A 20,395-nucleotide genomic window follows, 5' to 3' on the forward strand; every position below is an offset into this window, starting at 1 on the left:
TCGCCATCGTCCGTGATAACTGTTCAACGGAATACAAAGGCGTTTCGCCGCAAGACGACTTGATGGAGCGGCTTCTTCGTTCAAGGAGAGGATGAGATGAGCGGCTAGCCATGGCACGGCTAGAAAATCTACAGTTGGCGACTTCGGTCGCTTTTTTTATTGCAGGAGGTGTAAATCTTGAGAAAAACTACATCCGAAATGCAGCTTGTCCCCATCGGAAAGCTCATCCCTTATGTGAATAACGCCCGCACCCACTCGAAGGAGCAGATCACCAAGCTGCGCTCGTCTTTGCGGGAGTTTGGTTTTGTCAATCCTGTCATCATCGACCGGGAGTTCAACGTCATAGCGGGACATGGCAGAATCCTCGCCGCGAAGGAGGAGAACATCGAGCAAGTTCCGTGTGTATTCGTGGATTACCTCACGGAAGCCCAGAAGAAAGCCTACATCCTCGCAGACAACCGTTTCGCACTCGATGCGGGATGGGATGAGGAAATGCTGCGCGTCGAGATGGAAGCCTTGCAGGGTATGGACTTCGATATCTCGCTCACGGGCTTCGATGAATCCGAAATTGCTGATCTGTTTGCCGCAGATGATAACGAAGCGCAGGAAGATGACTTCGACGAAGAGGCTGCTCTTCAGGCAGAGCCTTTCGTAAAAGTCGGTGACTTGTGGCTTTTGGGTAGGCATCGTCTCCTCTGTGCAGATTCTACAAACACTGAGGATGTAAAATTTCTCATGGATGGCAAAAAGGCGAATGTGTGCATTACCGACCCGCCGTATGCGTGTAACTACACAGGCGGCACAGGCATGAAAATCATGAACGACAACCTAAAGGGCGAGGAGTTCTATCAGTTCCTGCTTTCGGCATTCAAAAACGCCTATGAGAATCTCGCAGACGGAGCTGCCATTTACATTTTTCACTCGGATGCGGAAAAGGTCAATTTCTACAATGCCGTCGTTGCTGCCGGATTTCACTACTCAACGACCTGCATCTGGGTGAAGCAATCCCTTGTTTTGGGGCGTTTTGATTATCAAATGCGCCATGAGCCGGTCATTTACGCATTCAAGGACACCGTGAAGCACAAATTCTACGGTGACAGAAAGCAGACCACCGTTTGGGAATTCGATCGACCGAGCAAGTCGAAACTGCACCCGACAACAAAACCGCTCCCGCTCATCGCATACCCCATGAAAAACTCCTCGCTGGTCAACAGTATCGTCTTGGATTTGTTCGGCGGCAGCGGATCGACCCTGATGGCAGCGGAGCAGATGGATCGCACGGCATATCTGATGGAACTCGATCCGGTTTACACCTCGGCGATTGTGCGCCGTTTTGTGGCATATCGTGGAAATACGGAGGACGTGCATATCATCCGTGACGGAAAAAAGCGCCCCTGCTCCGAGGTATATATCCCCACAGCAGAGGAGCTTGGCATGAAGGATAGTGCGATAAACGACGTTCAAAAAGGGCGGAAGAAAGGGGGATGAAGACGTGTGCAATGTGAAATATACGTTTTCCGAGGACGGGAGCGTTGCTTACGGGCATCTTCCTGACGGTATCGTCTTTATGGTGGATACCTCATCTTTGGATAAGATCGCCGGAATCAGCTTTTATCGCAATTACCGTGATTTGACGGGCAAAATCCTTTACGTGATGGACAGACACAGAAAACAGCTGCATCGTCATCTGGTGGATGTCCCCAAGGGTTACGAGGTAGATCATATCAATCTGGACACGTTGGACAATCGCCTGTGCAACCTTAGAATTTGTACGCATCAACAGAATCAATGCAACCAACCACGGCAGAGGAACAACACGTCCGGGGTGACGGGCGTCAGTTTCTACAAACCTCGCGGGAAATATCGTGCGAGAATCAAGATTTGTCAGCATGATATACACCTTGGCTATTATCAAACCTTTGAGGAAGCTGTGCAGGCGCGGAATGTGGGAATGGCCTGTATGTTTGGGGATTACGGAAGGTACGACGAGGTAGAAGAAATTCCTCAATGGATAGAAGAAGATGTCATCAACCGATGTAAACGGTTCGTGGATTTATCCATCTGCGAATCGTTTATTGATTTCGTGAAGAATGCGGCGTAATGCCGAAGGAGGTAGTAACACAATGAAAGTTTTTCTAAACGCAGGACATGCCCCTAGCGGCAATCCCGACCCAGGAGCGTGTGGATTTGGACTCCGAGAGTGCGATGTGGCGAAGAGCGTCGCCGAACTTGTAGAGCAATATCTCACTGCCGCAGGTGTGGAGGTCGCGGGAAATCTCCAATCGGACAGCTTGGAGGAAGTCGTCGATGTCTCCAACGAGAGCGAAGCCGACCTTTTCATCTCGATTCATTGCAATGCCTGCAACGGGAATGCGCGAGGCACGGAAGTCTGGTATTACCACCGAAGCGCATACGGGGAAATGCTTGCCGACTGTATCCGAAATCAGATCGTCGATGCGCTCGGTACGACAGATCGCGGCAGCAAGGGCGCGAAGCCCGGCGTCAACGGCCTGTACGTCCTGAACAACACGGGCGCGACAGCGGTCTTGGTGGAGCTTGCCTTCATCGACAACGAGCAAGATGCACAGCTTCTTCGTGACAAGCAAGATGAATTTGCCCGTGCCATCGCACGCGGCGTAACGGACTACGAACAGGAGGTCTTTTAGATGGTGGATTGGAAAATGCTGCAAAGCGAGATGAAGGTTCATGCCGTGGACTTCGTGCGAAAGGAAGCGAAGGAGGCGGCAGTGCTCTGGCTCAAGGAGAAGGGGCTTCCCGCTGCGAAGGAAATCGCGGTCGCCTATATCGCCGCTCTGAAAGAAAGCGCCGAGAAGGAAACGGGCTGGTGCCGCTTCCGCGACTGCGTGTTCCTGCCGGGTGTGGTGCAGGCGGCGCTCTGGCTTGCGGGCAACATGCTCGACCGTATGACGGCGGCGCAAAATACCACAAATCGGGTATAAAAACCTTGCTATATTTCTGCTTTTGAGTGATAGATGTAAGTGAAACCATTTCAAGGGAGGATTGCACCATGAAGATTCATTACAACATCACGAAAGAGCAGCGGAAGAAGATGGTCGAAATCGTCGGCAGGACGCTCGGCGTGCAGCCCGTCTACTGCGGAGCGCCGACATTTTCTTACCGGGTGGGAGCATTCGAGATCACGCGAGACGGAAGCATTTGCGGCGAGGATGCGGCAGAGGTCGAGCGCGTGCGCACGGCGCTTCGGGAAGCGGGATTCGTCGCGGAAGAAGATGAATCCGAGATGCCGACGGCAGAAGTGGATTCCGACGAGGACAGCCTCGCCGTCAGCCTCCCACGCAGTTCCTTCACGGAAACGGCTCTGAAGAATCTGGACGCGCTCCTTGCCAGCAAAGGGAAGCTGATTCAAAAAGCGTTCAACATCGAGAAGGCGGCGTACACGCTGACCGACGAAACAATCAAGTTCGCATGGTTTCATGGGAAGATCGCCGAAGATACGGTACGCGCCTACACGGATTTCATCAGCAAGCTCTGCGAAATGGCGCAGAAGCAGAAACGCGCTGTGGCAAAAGAGAAGGTCGTGGAGAACGAGAAATACGCCTTCCGCTGCTTCCTCCTGCGCCTTGGCATGATCGGCGATGATTACAAGACGAGCCGCAAGATTTTGCTGCAGAATCTCACAGGCAGCAGTGCCTTCAAATGTGGGCATCGAAGGGAGGCGGCAAGCCATGAAGTTTCCGAGTAGGGAGCGGATTGCCGTGCTTCGACGAATGTATCCGAAAGGGACGATGGTGCAGCTTCTCTTGATGGAGGACGCGCAAGCCCCGCCGCCCGGAACTTTGGGCGAAGTGCAGGGCGTCGATGATGCCGGACAGATTCTCGTACATTGGCGGACAGGCTCCTCGCTGAACTTGCTTCCGGGCGTTGATTCCTTCCGCATCGTGAGAGGAGGAAGCAATCCATGAGCGATGTGATTTTTCGCCAGATTATGACCATTCGCGATACCGGGAGCGTGAATATGTTCGACGTTCCTGCCGTCCAGCGCATGGCATTCGAGAGCGGCTTCTACGAACTGGTCTGCTTCATCGAGGAGCATCGAGAAGCGTACGTACACTTCATTCTGACGGGAGAGGAGCCGCCTTGAAAATCTTCCATCCTGTGCCGGACTTTCACGGAAATATGACTTGCTATCATCCTCGCTTTGAGGCATATATACACATGAAAGAAGAAACCAATGCAGCAAAGAAAGCGAGGAAAAGAAAATGAAAAACGCAGAAGCGAGATGGCCGAAGGAAAGCACGATGGAGAAGCTCGAAGAAATGCGCTTCTCGACATGCGGCGCGATCCTGCGCTACGGCGAGCAAATCCTGGCGGTCGGCAGAGAGTGCCGGGGCTTCCACGCAGCGGTCTACGAGATGGTCGAAACGCCGGAAGAAACGGGCTTTGCGGACATCGAATGCCGCCTGAACCTTGTCGAAGCCGCCACGGAGCTTTTCGAGGACGGCGGCCACGCGATGGCCTGGTGCATGGCGCACATCTAAGGTCGCAAAAGCAGAGAAACAGCCCTGCGGGGCTGCTTCTCGTTACGGAAGATACACTGAAAAATCCCCAAGTATACACGAGTATTCGCTTGCTATATGTGTCTTTCAGAGGCATATATGTACATGAAAAAAGAAAACAGGGCAAGCAAAGAAAGGGGATTTCAAAAATGAAGGCAGCGACGGCAAGGCAGATCGAGAACATGAAGAAGCAGACCATCGGCGTGGAGGTCGAGATGTACGGCATCAGCCGCAGAGACGCAGCAGGAATCGCGGCAGACTTCTTCGGCACGGGAGACTTCAAAGACACGGCACACCGCAACGGCTACTGCACTTGGAGCGCATGGGACGACCAGGGACGCGAGTGGAAATTCCAGCGCGACGTCAGCATCGAAGCCGGAAGCAGCGCCGAGCAGACCGAACTGGTCACGCCCATCCTGCACTACGAAGACATCGAGCGCCTGCAGGAACTTTTGAGGAGACTGCGCCACGCGGGAGCAAAGAGCAACCCCGCCCACATGTGCGGCGTGCACATCCACATTGGCAAGGGCGAGCACACGGCGCAGACACTTCGGAACCTCGCCAACCTGATGGCAAGCCACGAAAGCCTACTGATCGCCGCGGTGCGCATCGACCAGAGCCGCCTCGGACGCTACTGCCGCACGGTGAACCGCACCTTCCTCGATCGCCTCAACAAGGAAAAACCGCAGACGATGGAAAAACTCGCGGACATCTGGTATGAAGGAAACAGCGCCGCAAGCGGCAGGGAGCAGCACTACAACGGTTCGCGCTACCATTGCTTGAACCTCCACGCGACCTTCACCAAAGGCACCATCGAATTTCGCCTCTTCCAATTCGCGAACCCCACGGCAGAGCGCAGGGGCGGCCTCCACGCAGGCGAACTCAAGAGCTACATCCAGCTTTGCCTCGCCCTTTCCGAAGCGGCGAAAAACCTCAAGACCGCAAGCCCCAAAGAACCGCAGAGGGAAAACCCCAAATTCGCGATGCGGACATGGCTGATGCGCCTCGGCTTCATCGGCTGGGAATTTGCCACGGCAAGGGACATCCTCACGAAGAACCTTGCAGGCGACGCCGCTTTCCGCTTCGGCAGGAACACCTCTTCGGCATAAGAGCCGGAATCCAAGCCCCGCCCGCCATAGGCGGGCTTCGGGCAGTAGAAGGGATGTTCCTTCGGAAGCGGAAAGGATGAGGAAGATGAAAACGAAGATGTACATCGCCTACGGCTCCAACATGGACTTGGAGCAGATGCAGAGCCGCTGCCCGGACGCAGAGCTTTTGGGAACGGGACGCTTAGAGAACTGGCGGCTGATGTTCAAGGGAAGCAAAACGGGAGCCTATGCGACCATCGAGAAGGAGAAAGGGCAGAGCGTGCCGATTCTGCTCTGGCGCATCACGGAGACAGATGAAGAGCGGCTCGACCGCTATGAGGGCTTCCCAAACTTCTACTACAAGCGCATCGTCCAAGTCGCTAAGATTGATGCAGATGGCGAAGTTTGCGGCAGAACGCGCGGCATGGCATACATCATGCACGAGGAGAGGAAGCTCGGCATTCCCTCCATGGAGTACTTCGACATTCTCCACAGAGCCTATTGCCGCTTCGGTTTCGACAGGAAGATTCTGGAAGAGGCATACGGATACACATGGGAGTGGGAGCGCAAGGCGAAAAGATGAGACGGAAATACAGTTTGAGGAGATGCTTTCGGGCATCTCCTTTTGCGTTGGGGGTGATTGCTTGCGAAAACTGACGGACTACAAGCCGACGAAGTTCATGGCGGAGAACGCGCACTACGACAAAGCCGCTGCGGACTACGCCGTGGGCTTCATCGAGTGTCTGTGCCATACGAAGGGAACGTGGGCAGGCAAACCGTTCGAACTCATCGACTGGCAGGAACGCATCATCCGTGACATCTTCGGTATTTTGAAGCCGAACGGCTATCGGCAGTTTAATACGGCGTATGTTGAGCTGCCCAAGAAGCAAGGAAAATCAGAGCTTGCCGCCGCCGTCGCACTGCTCCTTTGCTGCGGCGATGGGGAAGAGCGCGCCGAAGTCTATGGCTGCGCCGCCGACCGTCAGCAGGCGAGCATCGTGTTCGAGGTAGCCGCCGACATGGTGCGCATGTGTCCCGCACTTGGAAAGCGAGTGAAGATCCTCGCCTCTCAGAAGCGCATGGTGTATCTGCCGACGAACAGCTTCTATCAGGTGCTCTCAGCGGAGGCCTATTCAAAGCATGGATTCAATATCCACGGTGTCGTGTTCGACGAATTGCACACACAGCCAAATCGCAAGCTCTTTGACGTTATGACGAAAGGTTCGGGCGATGCGCGTATGCAGCCGCTCTATTTCCTCATCACGACAGCGGGGACAGATACACAGTCCATCTGTTACGAGACGCATCAAAAGGCGAAAGATATTCTGGAAGGGCGCAAAATCGACTCGACCTTCTATCCTGTCATCTACGGCGCAAAGGAAGATGAGGACTGGACAGACCCTGAAGTCTGGAAGCGGTCAAATCCGTCGCTCGGCATCACGGTCGGTATCGACAAGGTGCAGGCGGCCTGCGACTCCGCACGGCAGAATCCCGCCGAGGAGAACAGCTTTCGGCAGTTGCGCCTGAACCAATGGGTGAAGCAGTCTGTGCGCTGGATGCCGATGGATAAGTGGGATGCGTGCGCCGCACCTGTTGATGCCGAAGCCTTGAAGGGGCGCGTCTGCTACGGCGGACTTGACCTCTCGTCGACGACGGATGTCACGGCATTCGTGCTCGTATTTCCTCCGGCTGAGGAAGATGAGCCTTTTGCTGTGCTTCCATATTTCTGGATTCCAGAGGAAAATCTGGAACTTCGCGTGCGCCGTGACCATGTGCCCTATGACGTATGGCAGAAGCAGGGTTTTCTCATGACCACGGAGGGCAATGTCGTGCATTACGGCTTCATTGAGAAATTCATCGAGGAACTGGGCGAGAAATATAACATCCGCGAGATCGCCTTCGATCGCTGGGGTGCGGTGCAGATGGTGCAGAATCTCGAAGGAATGGGATTTACCGTCGTCCCGTTCGGACAGGGCTTCAAGGATATGAGTCCGCCGACGAAGGAACTGATGAAGCTGACGCTGGAAAAGAAAATAGCGCACGGCGGGCATCCCGTCATGCGCTGGATGGCAGACAACATCTTCATTCGCACCGATCCTGCGGGGAACATCAAGGCGGATAAGGAGAAGTCCACGGAAAGAATCGACGGTGTCATTGCGCTGATTATGGCACTGGATCGTGCGATTCGCTGTGGCAACGATGCATCTGCGTCGGTGTATGATGAGCGGGGGATTTTGGTGTTTTAGAGCGATTGTATACACACATATGGCCTTGCTATTTCTCGGATAGTACGGGAATATACACATGCCGAAAGGGAAAACTGAAGAAACAAGAAACGGAGGAAAAGAAAATGACGAAGAAGGAAATTGCCGAGATCATCGAGAGCAAGGCCGCCGAGTACGGATTCACGATGCAGGAAAACACGATGGGCTGGGCAAACGCGAGCGACCGCGACACCTGCATCCGCATCGAGATTCGCAAAGAAACGGATTACGAGAAGACGGATTGGGAAGCCCGCAAGGTTTTCCGAGACATCAAAGCCAACGCCAGCATTTGCCAGATGGGTGGAAACCCCACGCCGGAGGAACTTTTGAAAGCCGCCGACGAGATTGCGCGGGGCGCGAAATTCACCGCCGAAATCAACAGCATGGAGCTTTCCTGCATCGAAACCTTCTAAGCCGAAACAACAGGAGCGCCGCTCGGAAGGGCGGTGCTCTTACTCTCATCATCTTCTGTGGCGAGATTTTTTACATACCATTTTTGAAATGGAGGTTTCCATGAATCTATTCAGCAAACTCTTTCGTTCGCGGGACAAGCCCATGAATCACCTCGGCGGCTTGTCCTTTTTGTTCGGGCAGACGGTGGCGGGCAAGGCGGTCAATGAGCGCACTGCCATGCAGACGACAGCAGTCTACGCCTGTGTCCGCATTCTCGCCGAATCCATTGCGTGTTTGCCGCTTGCCGTCTATCGCCGATGGGAAGGCGGCAAGGAGATCGCATACGAGCATCCGCTGTATTTCCTGCTCCACGATGCGCCGAATACTGAGATGACGAGTTTCGTCTTGCGCGAAACGCTGATGGCGCATCTCCTCCTGTGGGGAAATGCATACGCACAAATATTGCGCGATGGCAGGGGAAAAGTCATCGGAATCTATCCGCTTCTCCCAGACAAGATGGAAGTGAACCGTGACAGCCGCACAGGCGAAATCTATTACACATACACCAGAAGCACGGAAGAAAATCCGAATTTCAAGGATAAGGGGCAGATTCGTTTGCGGCGCGAGGATGTGCTCCATATTCCGGGACTCGGCTTCGACGGTCTTGTCGGCTACTCGCCCATCGCTATGCCTAACCTCCATTTTTGCATAAGGCTATTCTGTTACAGCCCCTTGTTTATATAAATTTTATAAAGAAGTAATAAAAGTTAAACCACCTAATATCACTCCCACTGCATTGGGAATGATGAGGATCCAGTCTTTTTTAGGTTCTTTTGTCCAACCATACATTACCCAAATTAAACAAGAAACTGATGCGAATAGTGGTTGGAATGGTTGAGCTTGTGCTCCTTGTAAGTTAGCGATAATTTGTGGAATATATGCAATAAAGACAAACACCCCAATAATAGCTCCAATAGATCCGACAAAGCGATTAATTTTTTGTTTAGCAGACATATAATACCTCCTATTATTTTATTTTCTCAAAAAGGAAAGATACTGTCAATAATTATGTGTAAACACTCAAGTAGAGTTACGAAGTTTTAATCAAATAAGCTTTCAAGTGTGTCAGAACATTTGTCTTGGAGCACTTAACATGTTATAATCGATTGTAGTATAATGTTTTTTTATCATACTTTCATTATACTAGAAAAAGCACCTATTCGGGTGCTTTTTTTGTTAATTATTTAAAAAAATGAAGGTCAGGCATAAATTTTGGAACTGGGTACGAAACGAGGGGGAGAAGCGGACGCTGCTTCTCGACGGTGAGATTTCGGACGAGACGTGGTTCGGCGATGAAGTCACGCCCGCAGTATTTCGCGAGGAATTGAATACTGCCGAGGGAGATATTGTCCTTTGGATCAACTCGCCCGGCGGTGACTGCTTCGCGGCGGCGCAAATCTACAACATGCTGATGGACTATCCGGGCAGTGTCACGGTCAAGATTGACGGTCTTGCGGCATCGGCGGCATCCGTCATCGCGATGGCAGGTTCGACCGTGGAAATATCTCCTGTAGGCATGGTAATGATCCACAATCCTATGACCATTTCCATCGGTGACGTGCAGGAGATGGAACGCGCCATCGCATTGCTTGCCGAGGTCAAGGAGAGCATCATCAATGCCTATGAAATCAAGACGGGGCTGCCCCGAGCGAAGATTTCGCGGCTGATGGACGCCGAGACGTGGATGAATGCGAAGAAGGCGGTGGAGCTGGGTTTTGCCGATGCCGTTTTCAATGGAGAGAAGAATCGTCCGACAAGCGATGAGGCGGATGGCCTGATCTTCTCTCGCGCCGCCGTCACCAACTCGCTGCTCTCGAAATTCGGGCAGGGCAAGCAAATGAACAAAGTCGATGCGGAGTCGCTGAAAAGGCGGCTCTTTTCTATTGCACACTGAGGGAGGAAATAACATGGATAAGATTTTGGCAATGCGTGAGAAGCGTGCGGCTCTCTGGGAGCAGACAAAGACGTTTTTGGACGAACACACGCAGGAAGGCAGCCTCTCGGCAGAGGATGCCAAGGCATACGAGCAGATGGAAAACGAGGTTCTCGCGCTCGGCAAGGACATCGAGCGCATGGAGCACCAGGCGATTCTCGATGCGGAAATGGCAAAACCGACGTCAGTGGCAATCATCAATCTGCCGGGCGCATCGTTTGGAAAAGACAAGCAGGGAAGGACGAGCGACGCCTACTGCGCCGCGATGCTCAAGGCGCTGCGCACGAACTTTCGCCAAGTCGAGAACGTGCTGCAGGAAGGCACGGACGCAAGCGGCGGCTATCTCGTGCCGGAGGAGTACGACAAGCGCCTTATCGACGTACTCAGCGAGGAGAACGTCCTGCGTTCCCTTGCGACGACGATCACGACGAGCGGCGAGCACAAGATCAACATCGCGGCCACGAAGCCTGCGGCATCGTGGATTGAGGAAGGCGCACCGCTCACCTTCGGCGATGCGACTTTCGATCAGATCGTCCTCGACGCGCACAAGCTCCATGTTGCCGTCAAGGTCACGGAGGAACTGCTCTACGACAATGCCTTCAACCTTGAGAACTACCTGATTGAGCAGTTCGGCAAGGCGCTCGGCAATGCCGAAGAGGATGCCTTCCTCAATGGCGACGGCGTGCATAAGCCGAAGGGGCTTCTTGCTACGGGGCAGACTTCCCTCACCACAGCGGCGGCCGACATCAAGGCGGACGAACTTGTGACGCTCGTCTACAGCCTCAAGCGTCCCTACCGCAAGAATGCGGCGTTCCTCATCAACGATCAGACGCTTGCAAGCATCCGCAAGCTCAAGGACAACAACGGCGCCTATCTGTGGCAGCCCTCGTACCAGATGGGCGAACCCGACCGCCTGCTCGGCTATCCCGTCCACACCTCGGCATATATGCCTGTGGCTGCGGCAGGGAAGATCGCACTTGCTTTCGGCGACTACGCCTACTACAACATCGGAGATCGCGGCACGCGCTCTTTGCAGGAACTCAAGGAGCTTTTCGCGGGGAACGGCATGGTAGCGTACCTTATGAAGGAGCGCGTCGACGGCAAGCTTGTTCTGGCAGAAGCCGTGCAGCTGCTGAAGATCAAGGGATAAGGAAGAGGAAGAGCCGCTACATCAATGGGTGCAGCGGCTTTTTCTATGCTGAAAGGAGATGCGTCTATATGCTTGTATCGCTCGAAGAAATCAAGGGCTATCTGCGCATCGACTCGGATGCCGAAGACAGCCTACTCACATCCCTTGCAGATACAGCAGAGCAGCTTTCCTTGGCGATTCTGCGTGCCAAGTCGTGGAAAGAAGTCAAGAAGCAGGAAGCGGCAAGGACAGCGGTGATGTATGCCGTCGCGTATCTCTATGAGCATCGCGAGGAGGCTGACCATCGGAAGCTCGCACTGACGCTTCGGGCGTTGCTTTTCGGAGAGCGAAAGGAGAGTTTCTGATGTACGTCAATGTCAGTGAACTTCGCCATCGCATCGTGGTATTGCGACCGCGAGATGCGCCCGACGAGGCGGGCAATCTTGTCGAACAGAGCCGTGATGCGTACTGTGCGTGCTGGGCGAAGGTGCTGCCGTTCGCGGCGAAAATCTCGGACGGGTATGCCGAGCAGGTCAAAGAAGTCGAGTATCGCGTGGTCATGCGCTACCGGGAAGACATCCGAGATACGGACTTCATCCGATGGGGAAACAAGACCTTGGCAATCAAAGCGCCGCCTTACGGCATGGACGGCAGGAAGCGTTGGCTTGTCATCGAGTGCAGGGAGTTGGTGGAAAATGAGCCGTGACTATATTTCTACACGCGAACTTTTGAACCGCATGGGCAAGGGCGCGATGGATGCGGCGAAAAGAGCCTTGGCAGAAGGCGCGGAAGCCGTCAAGACGGAAGCGAAAAGCCGCTGTCCCGTCTATCGGGGACGAGACAAGCGCGTCGTGCCGGGTGCGCTACGAGACTCCATCCACTGCGTCAAGCGCGGGGGCGGTACGTCGTGGCGCATCGTTGCCGACGCCCAAGCACCCGACGGCACAGCTTACGGCAAGCTCGTCGAGTTCAGTCCGAAGATCAACCAGCCGTTTCTCTATCCCGCGCTCGATGCTGAGCGGGACGCCATCAAGAAGAACATCGTCGAAGCCGTCAAGGCTGCATTGCGGAGGGAAGGAAAATGAGCATAGCCAGCAAGGTCTACCAGGCATTGGCGGCATCGAAGCCGCTTTGTCGCCTCCTGCACAAAGACCGCAGGGGATGCGGCATCTACCATGGGCGAAGCCCCGATGCAGGGAGTTATCCCATCCTCGTGTATTCCGTTATCTCTGATGTGCCCGCTCTTTCCGCAGATGGCTGTGAGATGGAGCGGCGCGTGACCGTGCGTCTGCACATTCTCACGAAGGACGGCGCATACGAGAGAATCGAGGATGCCGCGAGGAAGGTTATGGACAGCATCGGCTTTCGCCGTTATCAGTCGATGGAGCTGGCGGAAAAGCACGCTTTTGTGAAAATCATGGATTTCAAAACAGGAACAGGAGTTGAGGAATAATGCCAAGTCCAAGCATAACAGCGCCCGCCGCCAATCTCACGAGTGGGCAGTTCATCAATGTGGAAAAGCTGCATATCGCCAAGATGCTGACAGATGTGCCGAACGGCACGGCGACGTATGAACCTCCCATCAGTCTGGGCAAGATTCTGCGAAAAGTGGACATCAAGCCCAAGACGAGCCAGGCGGAACTTTTCGCCGATGGGCAGTCCGTCGACACGGCGGCGAATACCGCCTCGTATGACCTGACCTTCGATACGTCGGCATTGCCGCTAGAATATGTCGCCTATCTTTTCGGGCACAAGATTGACAAGGGCGTCATGACAGCGAACAAGGACGACGTGCCGCCGTATTTCGCTGTCATGTTCCAGTCGGACAAGAGGAACGGCAAGAAGAGGTTCACCAAATTTTTCAAAGTCCAATTTGTCGAGCCTTCGGAATCGGGCAACACGAAGGAAGAGAACATCAAGTACGACACGCCGACCATCTCGGCGAAGGCGATCTACCGCCTGTCGGACGGGCAGTCGTACGCGAAAGCCGATGAGGAGGCGACAGGATTCATTGCCGAAACCGGAACAAAGTGGTACGAAAGTGTATAAGGAAAGGCGGGGAAAACTCTGATGGAAACACCAACCATCACGCTCTACGGCAAAACGTATGCGCCGAAGCCTCCCAAGATGAAGGTGTGGCGCAGGTTTCTTGCCTTCTTCGACGAGGACAAGAAGAACCTCAGCGTCGAGGAGTTCCTCGATGCGGAAATCGACCTCATCCTGCTCGCCTTTGACCGCGAGGAAGTGACAAAGGAAGCCATCGACGACAACATCGAGGTCGCGGACATCGTGCCTCTGACGCGGGAGCTTTTCCGTTGGATTCAATCGCTGACGTTTCAGAAACTCGTGAAACTCCCAAACGACGAGGCGGGGAAGGCATAACACTTTCCCCGTATCAGAGCATCCTGCGCTACTACGAGCGCCTGCAGTCCTCCTATGGCTGGACGATGCAGGAGGTCGACGCTCATGAGATCGCCTTTCTCTTAGATCAGCTTATTGCAATGGTTGAAATCAAGGAGGACAGGCAGAGAATTTTCATTGACGATGTGATGTAAATGGCAAGAGGACAGAAAATCGACGAGCTGTATATCAGTCTCGGTTTGGACATCGCACGCCTGCAGCTCGACTTCGATACGGCAGGCCGCACGGTGTCCGAGACGATTTCAAGGCTCAACAGCAGGAGCAGTCAGCTGAAACTCAAGATGGACGTCGACCTCGCCAAGCTCGACGGCGCGGGAACGGAGCTTGACAAGATCAAGGTCAAGTATGAAGCCATCAACCGCCAGCTGGACATCCAACGAAAGAAAGAAGAAATTCTCGCCAATGTGCTCAAGGATGTGCAGAAAGCCGACAAGGACGGCGCACGCACGCGCTATGCCGAGACGAACCTACTGAAACAGCAGCGGCAGGTCGCACAGTTGGAAGCGGAACTCCGAAAGCTCAATGCCGAGATGAAGACGACGGGCAGCCGCGCAAAGTCGATGGGGCAGAAACTTTCGGCAGGTTTTTCAGCTGCCAAGGGAGGAGTTCACAGCCTGTCGGAAGGCGTGTCCATTTTGAACGCCAAGACAGCGGCTCTTATGGCAGTATTCACGTCGGGTGCGGGATTGTTCAACATCACGCACGACGCGATGCAGGCAGGCGAGGGTATCTACCGTCTGACGAAACGCCTGCACACGACGACGGCGGAAGCCGCACAGATGAGCCGCGTGTTTAGTTTGGCAGGAACAAACATCGACTCACTCGTGCCGCTCTTTGCAAGGCTCGACCGACAGGTGGAGTCGGCAGGGACAAAGGGCAATATGACGACCGAAGCCTTGAACCGCTTTGGCATCGCGCTGACGGATGAAAAAGGCAATCTCTTGGGGCTAAACGAGCAGCTGGAACGTCTCGCCAAAGGCTACAGAAGCGCTGCCGATGCCGGAATGGAAGAAGCCTTTACCGCTGAAGTCCTTGGCGCAAGGGGCGCCGCGCTCATCCCAGTCTTGGAGCAATACGACGACCTTATGGAAGTCGCATCGCATGTCAAGACGACGGGGCTGCTCAATCCAGAAGAAGCTCATCAGGCATATCTCAAATGGCGCGAGATGGAGATGGAAGCGGGGCAGCTCAAGCTCGCCCTCGGTTCTGCGCTCCTTCCTGTTGCAGAAGACCTGATGCCCAACGTCATAGACCGCTTCCAAGACCTCATCGGCTGCATCCAGGACAACAAGGAATCCATCGAGGAGCTTGCTGATGTAGTTGATGCTTTTGCCCGCGCCTCGGTCGATGTCCTCGATGGCGTGGCAGACGCCATGGAGAGCATCGGCGTCAATGCGAAATCCGTCAAGGAAACATTGCACGATATTGGCACGTTTGCCAAGCACGGCGGCATCAAGACCACGGTGGACGCGATGCTCGTCGGAGCCGGCACGGGTGCTGTGGCGGGAACGCTGGTAGAGCCGGGCGGCGGCACGCTCATCGGCGGCATCGGTGGCGCGATCGTTGGAGGCATAGGAGCTTATGAAGCTGCCACAAGCAGTCAGAAGTTCAAGGACTGGCAGGCGGCAGACGACGCGCTTAAAGCTGAGAAAAAGGCGGCGAAGGAAGCGGAAAAGGCGCTCCAAGACGAGAGCCGCGCACAGAAAGAAGGGGCGAAAGCGGCGAGAGAGAATGCCGCTGCCGTCCGCGCTGCCGCTAAGGCGAATGAGGACTTGAAAGAAAGCCTGTTCACGCTTTCGCACAGCGACCTTGAAAATGCGCTGCATGAAGCCGCCAGACAGGCGGAGAAGTTCCGTCAGTCGGGTGCAGATGCACAGATGGTTGAGGAATATCGGCTGCAGAAACAGGCGAAGATTTACGAGGATTTCCAGCGGAATGTAACGGATAAGGTAAACGCCATCCACCATACGGAATTGGAGAACCATCTCGCACAGATCGACGAGGAAGAGCGTGCCTATCGCCGTCAAGGCTTGGACAAGGTCAGCGCCGCCAACTGGGCAGAGGCGAGTAAGGCTCGCATCATGGAGCAGTGGGAGTCAGAGGTAGCCTCCAAGATTGATGCTATATGGAAGACTTCGTTGGAAAACCGTCTGGCGGATATCGAGCGCGAGAAAAAGGCATGGATGCAGAAGGGCTTGGACGAGGTGAAGGCTGCGAAATGGGCGGAGAAGGAAAAGCTCGATGCCCGAAGGAATGCCGCTATGGAAGCTCTCAAGAGCCAGAAGAAGGAATTAGAGGCATTTAGAAAAGGCGGCACAAGCGGACTTCTCGACTACCTGCGCGAATCGAATGGGCTGACAAAGGACGACTTGAATTTTCGCCCCGAAGAGCTTGTTCGGTTTCAACGAGCGAGGCGGACGGCCTTGGAGGACATTCTGCCAAATTTCGCACCAAGGCGGGAAAGAGAGCCAGGAGAAATCAAGATCACGCTCGGCAATGAAGTGATGGAACGCCTTGCAGGAACGCTTGAAAGCGGCATGACGCAGAAGGTTATGGACAGGCTCAATATTGCTCCGACGGTGAATTTTCCAGAGCGGTGGAATCCTGCCGCATCGACCGCTAATATCGAAGTGCAGGTAAATATCGAAAATGCCGTGACACAGGATAACGAAGGTATGCGGCTCTTGGCTGATCATGTGGCAGACCGCATTCGTCCCGCTGTCGAGCGTGCTTTGGGAGGGGATTCCAATTCATATTCAAATTGGTGATGTACGGACGCTCGAAGCGGAGAACTGGCAAGTGCTTCCCGACGACCGTCAGCGCATGGTGGAAATCGTCGGCGGCACCGTCGTGCAGGATTTCGGACACGTCGCTCAAGGCGACCGCATCTCCTGCACGGCTACTGTACTTTCTGCCGACTGGGAGAAAATCAAGAGATACTGGGACGAGCGTGAGAAAGTGGACATTACGGACGAGGCGGGGAATGTCTGGCGCAACATGCGCGTGACGGTGAAAGCATACGCTTATGTGCCGCACTTTTCTAAGGCCTATAAACTCACACTGGAATTTTGGAGGGTATGACTATGGCGAACAAGCTGCACATTTATATGAACAATCCTACGAGCCGCATGAAGGACGGCACGGAAGCCAGCACAGATACGGAGACCTCGCCCATTGCAGTCCTGCTGGATGCCGCAAAAGAAGAGGAGAAAGCCGTCAAATGCGCTGTGCGCTGCGATTCCGGTTACAAGGTCGAAGGCGCGGTCACAATCAAGTTCGTAGGCGCAAATGCTGCCAAGTGGAAAGCCGCTCAAGACAACAACTACACGGCAGATACTGTCTTGGCTTCTGCTGACTGGAAAGATACGATCGCCCTGCAAAGCGTCGGCGAGGGCAACGTCATCTTCTGGGTCAAGGCGATGAGCACGTCAGATGAAAGCCCGAAGAACGACACCACCGTTGACGTTCAGGCGGAAGGGCTGATCGTAGAAGTCTGAGGAGGCGATGGCATGGCGTTTAAGTACATCAATCCGGGATATGCCGACTTGATTGACTTGGGAAGCGACAAAACGGTGCGGGATGCAAAGTACAGCAAGACGGGCATATCCTTCTGGATGCCGAAGATACGCGGCATTGCCGTTCCCTATACGCTGACCGAGCTGTACGGCAAGTTCGACGTGTATCTCAAAAGCGGGAAGAGCCTGGATTCGACGGCGTGGTTTCAATTCGGCGAGAAGAACAAGGTCGAAATTAGTGGTTACCGTGACCATTGGAGTGTCTATGGGGCGAACAGTAACACCTCTTATTTTGATACCAGAAAAATGAAGCTCGACGACGTCAATACTATATGGTTTCATATGAAGCAGGGACTCAATTACGACGCGATGCTCCATGTCATAGTCAACGGACATGAGATTGGCAAACGGACGGACCTTTACATGGATTTTCGAGAGGCGAAGGAAATCAGCATTTATGCGGATACGGATGATGCGTTGCTTTCCAATATCATCTTGTCTGACGAGGATATCAACATGAAAGAGCAGGCTGTCCTATTGTCCGTTCAGTCGACGGTCACGGATATGACAGATGGCGGCGATGGAAGCTATCGGGCGACGGCTGCGGGACAGCAAATTTTGCAGACGATGGATACGGCGACGCTTGCCGCAACGTATGGTGCAGATTCCCAAGTGACCGGCGTCACGCTGTTCGGTGCTCCCGCCTATCGCACGGGAACAGGCATCTGCACGCTCACAGCCTTGGAAGAGGCGAGCGGAGCAGTGACGGAACACGGCAGACATGAATTGACGGACAAGACGACGGCGCTCGTCTGGGATGGGCATGGCGCATCGTTAAGCATGGCGGAGATGGCGACGAGAAAGTTCGGTTGGAAAGCGGGGGAATAGCGCATGGACGTCTTGCTGAAGCCGAAAACCTGCATCGCATGGATTCCCATCGGCGAGGAAGTCCTGCAGCCGAAGATGTGCATCGCATGGATTCCCCGAGGGGAAGAAGTCCTGCAGCCGAAAATATGCGCGTCGATTCTTCCGGCACCTAAGCATAGGGAAACGGTGTGCGTAGATACCGAGCGCCAAGTTGCTGAAACAGCCAAAATAAGAGCAGACAGCCAAAGACAGGTTTGCAGCACCAACCGCATTGCTGCAGATACAAGACGCACGCTCACTTCTTCCGCTGTCGACTGGACGAGCGCCAAACTCCTGCGGCGCGTTGCACAAAGAAATACGGCTTCTGCCGCCACGCGAAGATGCGTTGGCGGCATTTATGTTCGCATCCACTGCGACACATACCGCACGCTCTCGCCGAACTACTGCATCCCGCGCGGAGCAACGGAGCGTGAAGTCGTCAAGCGCGAGACGGTTCGTGGAGACACAAAGCGCACACCAGGCATCAGGAATCGCATATCAGTAAGGACGCAGCGCGGGCTCGGCAGAGGAAATGTCGCCAAAGCCGCCCTGCGCCGTACCGTCGTGGCGCGAGTGCGCGTTCGTTTCGACACCTTGATTCGCATTCCTCATGTGTTCGAATATGTCACGTCATCGCATGGAAGAAGAAACAAGCGAAGCAAGCGTGCCGTATCACAGATTGCCGACAACTTCTGCGCCAACGGCATCCGCTCCTTTGCCGTCACACTCGGAGAGATGACGCTTTCCGACAGTTTTCAAATGGAGACGGCACAGCCGCTAGCCATCGGCGATGCCGTGCGCGGTCAGCTCTTGGACTATCGCTTCTCCTTCCTCGTGGAAGAAACACTCCAACGCGACTTGCTCCAAACGGTAAAAGGCGCGTACAGCAAGGACGCGACGCTTTACTCTGCCATTCGCATCTTCGTGAAAGAAGCACAGGCTTCCCATTACGCGCAGTCCATCGCCGTCGCGCTCGGCTTGCAGCTCCACTGGGCGTGCGACGATTTCACGCCGTCGCAGAACTTTGAGGACAGCGGCATGACATACCAAGACTTTATCTCCGCGCTTTTCGGCTGGACGGCGAAACTGCCGCAGAGACAGGTCAATGTGTTTATCCGCGAAGATACGCTGCATATCGTTCAGCGCGGCAAGGAAGCATCTGTCCTCGACATCACGGACTGGCCGCATGGCAGGCCGACCATGGAGCGTCGCCTTGTGCGCTCCTTGTGGCACAGCGGCCACGCTTCCGAGACGGCAGGAAATGCCTACAATGAAGAAGATACCGAGCCAGTCCCCTTTACAGGCACAATCTCTTGGGAAGAGATGAGCCGCACCTACCACAACGGCTTTTTGACAAGCGAAACGAACGAGAAAGGCACGACCGAATACACCTACCATGGCGAATATTTGACGAGTAAGCAGACGCACAATAAGGACGGCTCCACAAGCCGCACGGAATATACTTACGCCGAAACCGAGCGTGATGTGTATCTCGTCAAAGAGTGGGAGCGCACGACAGAACCCATCAACGACGGGAAGAAGCATACGGAATACGACTGGACGGACTGGAACAACGAGCGCGGCACGGAGCGCATCACCTACCACGCTCCACTAGGCTACGGCTGGTATGCGACGACCGTCTATGTCGACGGTAATCTCGAAGGAAGCACGCTCTCACAGGGAAAACCGGGCGGCAAGGCAAGCCGCTTCACGGTCGAGCAGTCCAATCTGAGCCTCGGTTCAAGCTATTCGCGTGACGAAGAGGACGCGCCCTTCACCTCGCTGATTGATACGGAATTTCCCGTCAAGGGTGAAGAGTACCTCAAAGAACTGACACAGGCAATTCTCTGGCTCAACCGCAAGACGCAGGAAATCGTCACCTTAGAAATCTACGCGAATATTCAAGACGGTGTGCCGGACGTCGGGCATATCGTCGATTTCACCGAGCGCATAAGATTCGAGGGGCAGGAATATTTCCTGCAGTCGAACGCCGTAGAACTTACGCCGCGCTCCCTCAAGCAAACCATAAAGATGACGAGGTGGTACTGACTATGAACGGCGTGCAAGGGTTGATGGATGCTCTGCGTAAGAGCGTCAAAGATACACGAGAGAAACAGGAAGGCAAGGCGCAGAGGGGCGTGATTCAAG

26 protein-coding genes and 1 pseudogene are annotated in these 20,395 nt (G+C 54.5%); 26 read left to right on the top strand and 1 reads right to left on the bottom strand.

Annotation, left to right across the window (positions count from 1 at the left end):
- The first annotated feature begins 177 nt into the window (after nt 1-177).
- The 13 genes and pseudogenes from RWS31_RS10620 to RWS31_RS10680 form a co-directional block, all read left to right on the top strand.
- Nucleotides 178-1,488 carry a DNA methyltransferase gene (locus RWS31_RS10620; protein WP_314598228.1) on the top strand — a complete coding sequence of 437 codons (1,311 nt, stop codon included), beginning with the start codon at nt 178-180 and terminating at the stop codon, nt 1,486-1,488.
- Between the two features lie 4 nt (nt 1,489-1,492).
- Nucleotides 1,493-2,101, top strand: a complete 609-nt coding sequence (locus RWS31_RS10625) for an HNH endonuclease (RefSeq protein ID WP_314598230.1) — start codon at nt 1,493-1,495, stop codon at nt 2,099-2,101.
- 22 nt (nt 2,102-2,123) lie between these two features.
- Nucleotides 2,124-2,666 (top strand): N-acetylmuramoyl-L-alanine amidase, encoded by a 543-nt coding sequence (locus tag RWS31_RS10630; RefSeq protein WP_314598232.1) that lies wholly within the window; start codon nt 2,124-2,126, stop codon nt 2,664-2,666.
- The gene (locus tag RWS31_RS10635; RefSeq protein WP_314598233.1) at nt 2,667-2,960 is read left to right on the top strand and encodes a prevent-host-death protein; all 294 of its coding nucleotides are present in this window, start codon (nt 2,667-2,669) and stop codon (nt 2,958-2,960) included.
- A gap of 68 nt (nt 2,961-3,028) precedes the next feature.
- The gene (locus tag RWS31_RS10640) at nt 3,029-3,724 is read left to right on the top strand and encodes a virulence protein (RefSeq protein WP_314598235.1); all 696 of its coding nucleotides are present in this window, start codon (nt 3,029-3,031) and stop codon (nt 3,722-3,724) included.
- On the top strand, nt 3,708-3,944 hold the full coding sequence (locus RWS31_RS10645) for a DUF4314 domain-containing protein (protein ID WP_314598236.1): 237 nt from the start codon (nt 3,708-3,710) through the stop codon (nt 3,942-3,944). Before RWS31_RS10640 ends, RWS31_RS10645 begins: the two co-directional genes overlap by 17 nt.
- Nucleotides 3,941-4,123 (top strand): DUF5049 domain-containing protein, encoded by a 183-nt coding sequence (locus RWS31_RS10650; RefSeq protein WP_265071402.1) that lies wholly within the window; start codon nt 3,941-3,943, stop codon nt 4,121-4,123. The genes RWS31_RS10645 and RWS31_RS10650 overlap by 4 nt, the downstream gene beginning before the upstream one ends.
- Before the next feature lie 118 nt (nt 4,124-4,241).
- Complete coding sequence (locus tag RWS31_RS10655; protein WP_314598237.1) at nt 4,242-4,520, top strand: hypothetical protein; 279 nt, start codon at nt 4,242-4,244, stop codon at nt 4,518-4,520.
- Nucleotides 4,521-4,687: 167 nt separating this feature from the next.
- Nucleotides 4,688-5,647 carry an amidoligase family protein gene (locus RWS31_RS10660; RefSeq protein ID WP_314598239.1) on the top strand — a complete coding sequence of 320 codons (960 nt, stop codon included), beginning with the start codon at nt 4,688-4,690 and terminating at the stop codon, nt 5,645-5,647.
- Between the two features lie 76 nt (nt 5,648-5,723).
- Nucleotides 5,724-6,209: a gamma-glutamylcyclotransferase family protein gene (locus RWS31_RS10665; RefSeq protein WP_314598241.1), complete on the top strand. Its 486-nt coding sequence runs from the start codon at nt 5,724-5,726 to the stop codon at nt 6,207-6,209.
- Between the two features lie 61 nt (nt 6,210-6,270).
- A complete protein-coding gene (locus tag RWS31_RS10670; RefSeq protein ID WP_314598243.1) occupies nt 6,271-7,872 on the top strand; it encodes a terminase TerL endonuclease subunit in 1,602 nt (533 codons plus the stop codon).
- Nucleotides 7,873-7,976: 104 nt separating this feature from the next.
- Nucleotides 7,977-8,303, top strand: a complete 327-nt coding sequence (locus RWS31_RS10675; RefSeq protein WP_314598245.1) for a hypothetical protein — start codon at nt 7,977-7,979, stop codon at nt 8,301-8,303.
- Between the two features lie 100 nt (nt 8,304-8,403).
- Nucleotides 8,404-8,973: pseudogene (locus tag RWS31_RS10680) on the top strand (phage portal protein); the annotation flags it as partial.
- A 57-nt stretch (nt 8,974-9,030) separates the two neighbouring features.
- Here RWS31_RS10680 and RWS31_RS10685 read toward each other — a convergent pair.
- Nucleotides 9,031-9,297: a SemiSWEET family transporter gene (locus RWS31_RS10685; RefSeq protein WP_037370685.1), complete on the bottom strand. Its 267-nt coding sequence runs from the start codon at nt 9,295-9,297 to the stop codon at nt 9,031-9,033.
- 238 nt (nt 9,298-9,535) lie between these two features.
- Here RWS31_RS10685 and RWS31_RS10690 point away from each other — a divergent pair, with 238 nt between their 5' ends.
- The 13 genes from RWS31_RS10690 (at nt 9,536) to RWS31_RS10750 (ending at nt 20,296) form a co-directional block, all read left to right on the top strand.
- Nucleotides 9,536-10,237, top strand: coding sequence for a head maturation protease, ClpP-related (locus RWS31_RS10690; protein ID WP_009647130.1), 702 nt, complete (start codon nt 9,536-9,538; stop codon nt 10,235-10,237).
- Nucleotides 10,238-10,250: 13 nt separating this feature from the next.
- Nucleotides 10,251-11,426: a phage major capsid protein gene (locus RWS31_RS10695; RefSeq protein ID WP_314598248.1), complete on the top strand. Its 1,176-nt coding sequence runs from the start codon at nt 10,251-10,253 to the stop codon at nt 11,424-11,426.
- 68 nt (nt 11,427-11,494) lie between these two features.
- Nucleotides 11,495-11,770, top strand: a complete 276-nt coding sequence (locus tag RWS31_RS10700; RefSeq protein ID WP_009647108.1) for a head-tail connector protein — start codon at nt 11,495-11,497, stop codon at nt 11,768-11,770.
- Nucleotides 11,770-12,111: a phage head closure protein gene (locus RWS31_RS10705; RefSeq protein ID WP_009647121.1), complete on the top strand. Its 342-nt coding sequence runs from the start codon at nt 11,770-11,772 to the stop codon at nt 12,109-12,111. The genes RWS31_RS10700 and RWS31_RS10705 overlap by 1 nt, the downstream gene beginning before the upstream one ends.
- A complete protein-coding gene (locus RWS31_RS10710) occupies nt 12,101-12,490 on the top strand; it encodes an HK97 gp10 family phage protein (RefSeq protein WP_009647114.1) in 390 nt (129 codons plus the stop codon). Before RWS31_RS10705 ends, RWS31_RS10710 begins: the two co-directional genes overlap by 11 nt.
- Nucleotides 12,487-12,858, top strand: a complete 372-nt coding sequence (locus RWS31_RS10715) for a DUF3168 domain-containing protein (RefSeq protein ID WP_037370683.1) — start codon at nt 12,487-12,489, stop codon at nt 12,856-12,858. The genes RWS31_RS10710 and RWS31_RS10715 overlap by 4 nt, the downstream gene beginning before the upstream one ends.
- A complete protein-coding gene (locus tag RWS31_RS10720; protein ID WP_009647109.1) occupies nt 12,858-13,454 on the top strand; it encodes a major tail protein in 597 nt (198 codons plus the stop codon). Before RWS31_RS10715 ends, RWS31_RS10720 begins: the two co-directional genes overlap by 1 nt.
- Before the next feature lie 21 nt (nt 13,455-13,475).
- Nucleotides 13,476-13,787, top strand: a complete 312-nt coding sequence (gene gpG / locus RWS31_RS10725; protein ID WP_009647106.1) for a phage tail assembly chaperone G — start codon at nt 13,476-13,478, stop codon at nt 13,785-13,787.
- Nucleotides 13,788-13,960: 173 nt separating this feature from the next.
- Entirely contained in the window at nt 13,961-16,594 is a 2,634-nt protein-coding gene (locus RWS31_RS10730; RefSeq protein WP_314598254.1) for a hypothetical protein, read from the top strand.
- A complete protein-coding gene (locus RWS31_RS10735) occupies nt 16,521-16,907 on the top strand; it encodes a phosphoribosylformylglycinamidine cyclo-ligase (protein ID WP_314598256.1) in 387 nt (128 codons plus the stop codon). The genes RWS31_RS10730 and RWS31_RS10735 overlap by 74 nt, the downstream gene beginning before the upstream one ends.
- 2 nt (nt 16,908-16,909) lie before the next feature.
- A complete protein-coding gene (locus RWS31_RS10740; RefSeq protein ID WP_294177254.1) occupies nt 16,910-17,323 on the top strand; it encodes a hypothetical protein in 414 nt (137 codons plus the stop codon).
- A 12-nt stretch (nt 17,324-17,335) separates the two neighbouring features.
- On the top strand, nt 17,336-18,229 hold the full coding sequence (locus tag RWS31_RS10745; RefSeq protein WP_314598258.1) for a hypothetical protein: 894 nt from the start codon (nt 17,336-17,338) through the stop codon (nt 18,227-18,229).
- 3 nt (nt 18,230-18,232) lie between these two features.
- Nucleotides 18,233-20,296 (top strand): hypothetical protein, encoded by a 2,064-nt coding sequence (locus tag RWS31_RS10750; protein WP_314598259.1) that lies wholly within the window; start codon nt 18,233-18,235, stop codon nt 20,294-20,296.
- The last annotated feature ends 99 nt before the right edge of the window (nt 20,297-20,395 follow it).

This window comes from uncultured Selenomonas sp. (assembly GCF_963528755.1).
In the GTDB taxonomy this organism is placed as follows: Bacteria; Bacillota; Negativicutes; order Selenomonadales; family Selenomonadaceae; genus Selenomonas.

Coding starts and splice junctions, on each gene's coding strand:
- RWS31_RS10640 (WP_314598235.1), top strand. CDS start 3,029: ATGAAGATTCATTACAACATCACGAAAGAGCAGCGGAAGAAGATGGTC.
- RWS31_RS10700 (WP_009647108.1), top strand. CDS start 11,495: ATGCTTGTATCGCTCGAAGAAATCAAGGGCTATCTGCGCATCGACTCG.
- RWS31_RS10735 (WP_314598256.1), top strand. CDS start 16,521: ATGTGGCAGACCGCATTCGTCCCGCTGTCGAGCGTGCTTTGGGAGGGG.
- RWS31_RS10705 (WP_009647121.1), top strand. CDS start 11,770: ATGTACGTCAATGTCAGTGAACTTCGCCATCGCATCGTGGTATTGCGA.
- RWS31_RS10750 (WP_314598259.1), top strand. CDS start 18,233: ATGGACGTCTTGCTGAAGCCGAAAACCTGCATCGCATGGATTCCCATC.
- RWS31_RS10690 (WP_009647130.1), top strand. CDS start 9,536: ATGAAGGTCAGGCATAAATTTTGGAACTGGGTACGAAACGAGGGGGAG.
- RWS31_RS10740 (WP_294177254.1), top strand. CDS start 16,910: ATGGCGAACAAGCTGCACATTTATATGAACAATCCTACGAGCCGCATG.
- gpG (WP_009647106.1), top strand. CDS start 13,476: ATGGAAACACCAACCATCACGCTCTACGGCAAAACGTATGCGCCGAAG.
- RWS31_RS10730 (WP_314598254.1), top strand. CDS start 13,961: ATGGCAAGAGGACAGAAAATCGACGAGCTGTATATCAGTCTCGGTTTG.
- RWS31_RS10650 (WP_265071402.1), top strand. CDS start 3,941: ATGAGCGATGTGATTTTTCGCCAGATTATGACCATTCGCGATACCGGG.
- RWS31_RS10660 (WP_314598239.1), top strand. CDS start 4,688: ATGAAGGCAGCGACGGCAAGGCAGATCGAGAACATGAAGAAGCAGACC.
- RWS31_RS10665 (WP_314598241.1), top strand. CDS start 5,724: ATGAGGAAGATGAAAACGAAGATGTACATCGCCTACGGCTCCAACATG.
- RWS31_RS10630 (WP_314598232.1), top strand. CDS start 2,124: ATGAAAGTTTTTCTAAACGCAGGACATGCCCCTAGCGGCAATCCCGAC.
- RWS31_RS10675 (WP_314598245.1), top strand. CDS start 7,977: ATGACGAAGAAGGAAATTGCCGAGATCATCGAGAGCAAGGCCGCCGAG.
- RWS31_RS10655 (WP_314598237.1), top strand. CDS start 4,242: ATGAAAAACGCAGAAGCGAGATGGCCGAAGGAAAGCACGATGGAGAAG.
- RWS31_RS10635 (WP_314598233.1), top strand. CDS start 2,667: ATGGTGGATTGGAAAATGCTGCAAAGCGAGATGAAGGTTCATGCCGTG.
- RWS31_RS10645 (WP_314598236.1), top strand. CDS start 3,708: ATGAAGTTTCCGAGTAGGGAGCGGATTGCCGTGCTTCGACGAATGTAT.
- RWS31_RS10745 (WP_314598258.1), top strand. CDS start 17,336: ATGGCGTTTAAGTACATCAATCCGGGATATGCCGACTTGATTGACTTG.
- RWS31_RS10715 (WP_037370683.1), top strand. CDS start 12,487: ATGAGCATAGCCAGCAAGGTCTACCAGGCATTGGCGGCATCGAAGCCG.
- RWS31_RS10710 (WP_009647114.1), top strand. CDS start 12,101: ATGAGCCGTGACTATATTTCTACACGCGAACTTTTGAACCGCATGGGC.
- RWS31_RS10720 (WP_009647109.1), top strand. CDS start 12,858: ATGCCAAGTCCAAGCATAACAGCGCCCGCCGCCAATCTCACGAGTGGG.
- RWS31_RS10695 (WP_314598248.1), top strand. CDS start 10,251: ATGGATAAGATTTTGGCAATGCGTGAGAAGCGTGCGGCTCTCTGGGAG.
- RWS31_RS10685 (WP_037370685.1), bottom strand. CDS start 9,297: ATGTCTGCTAAACAAAAAATTAATCGCTTTGTCGGATCTATTGGAGCT.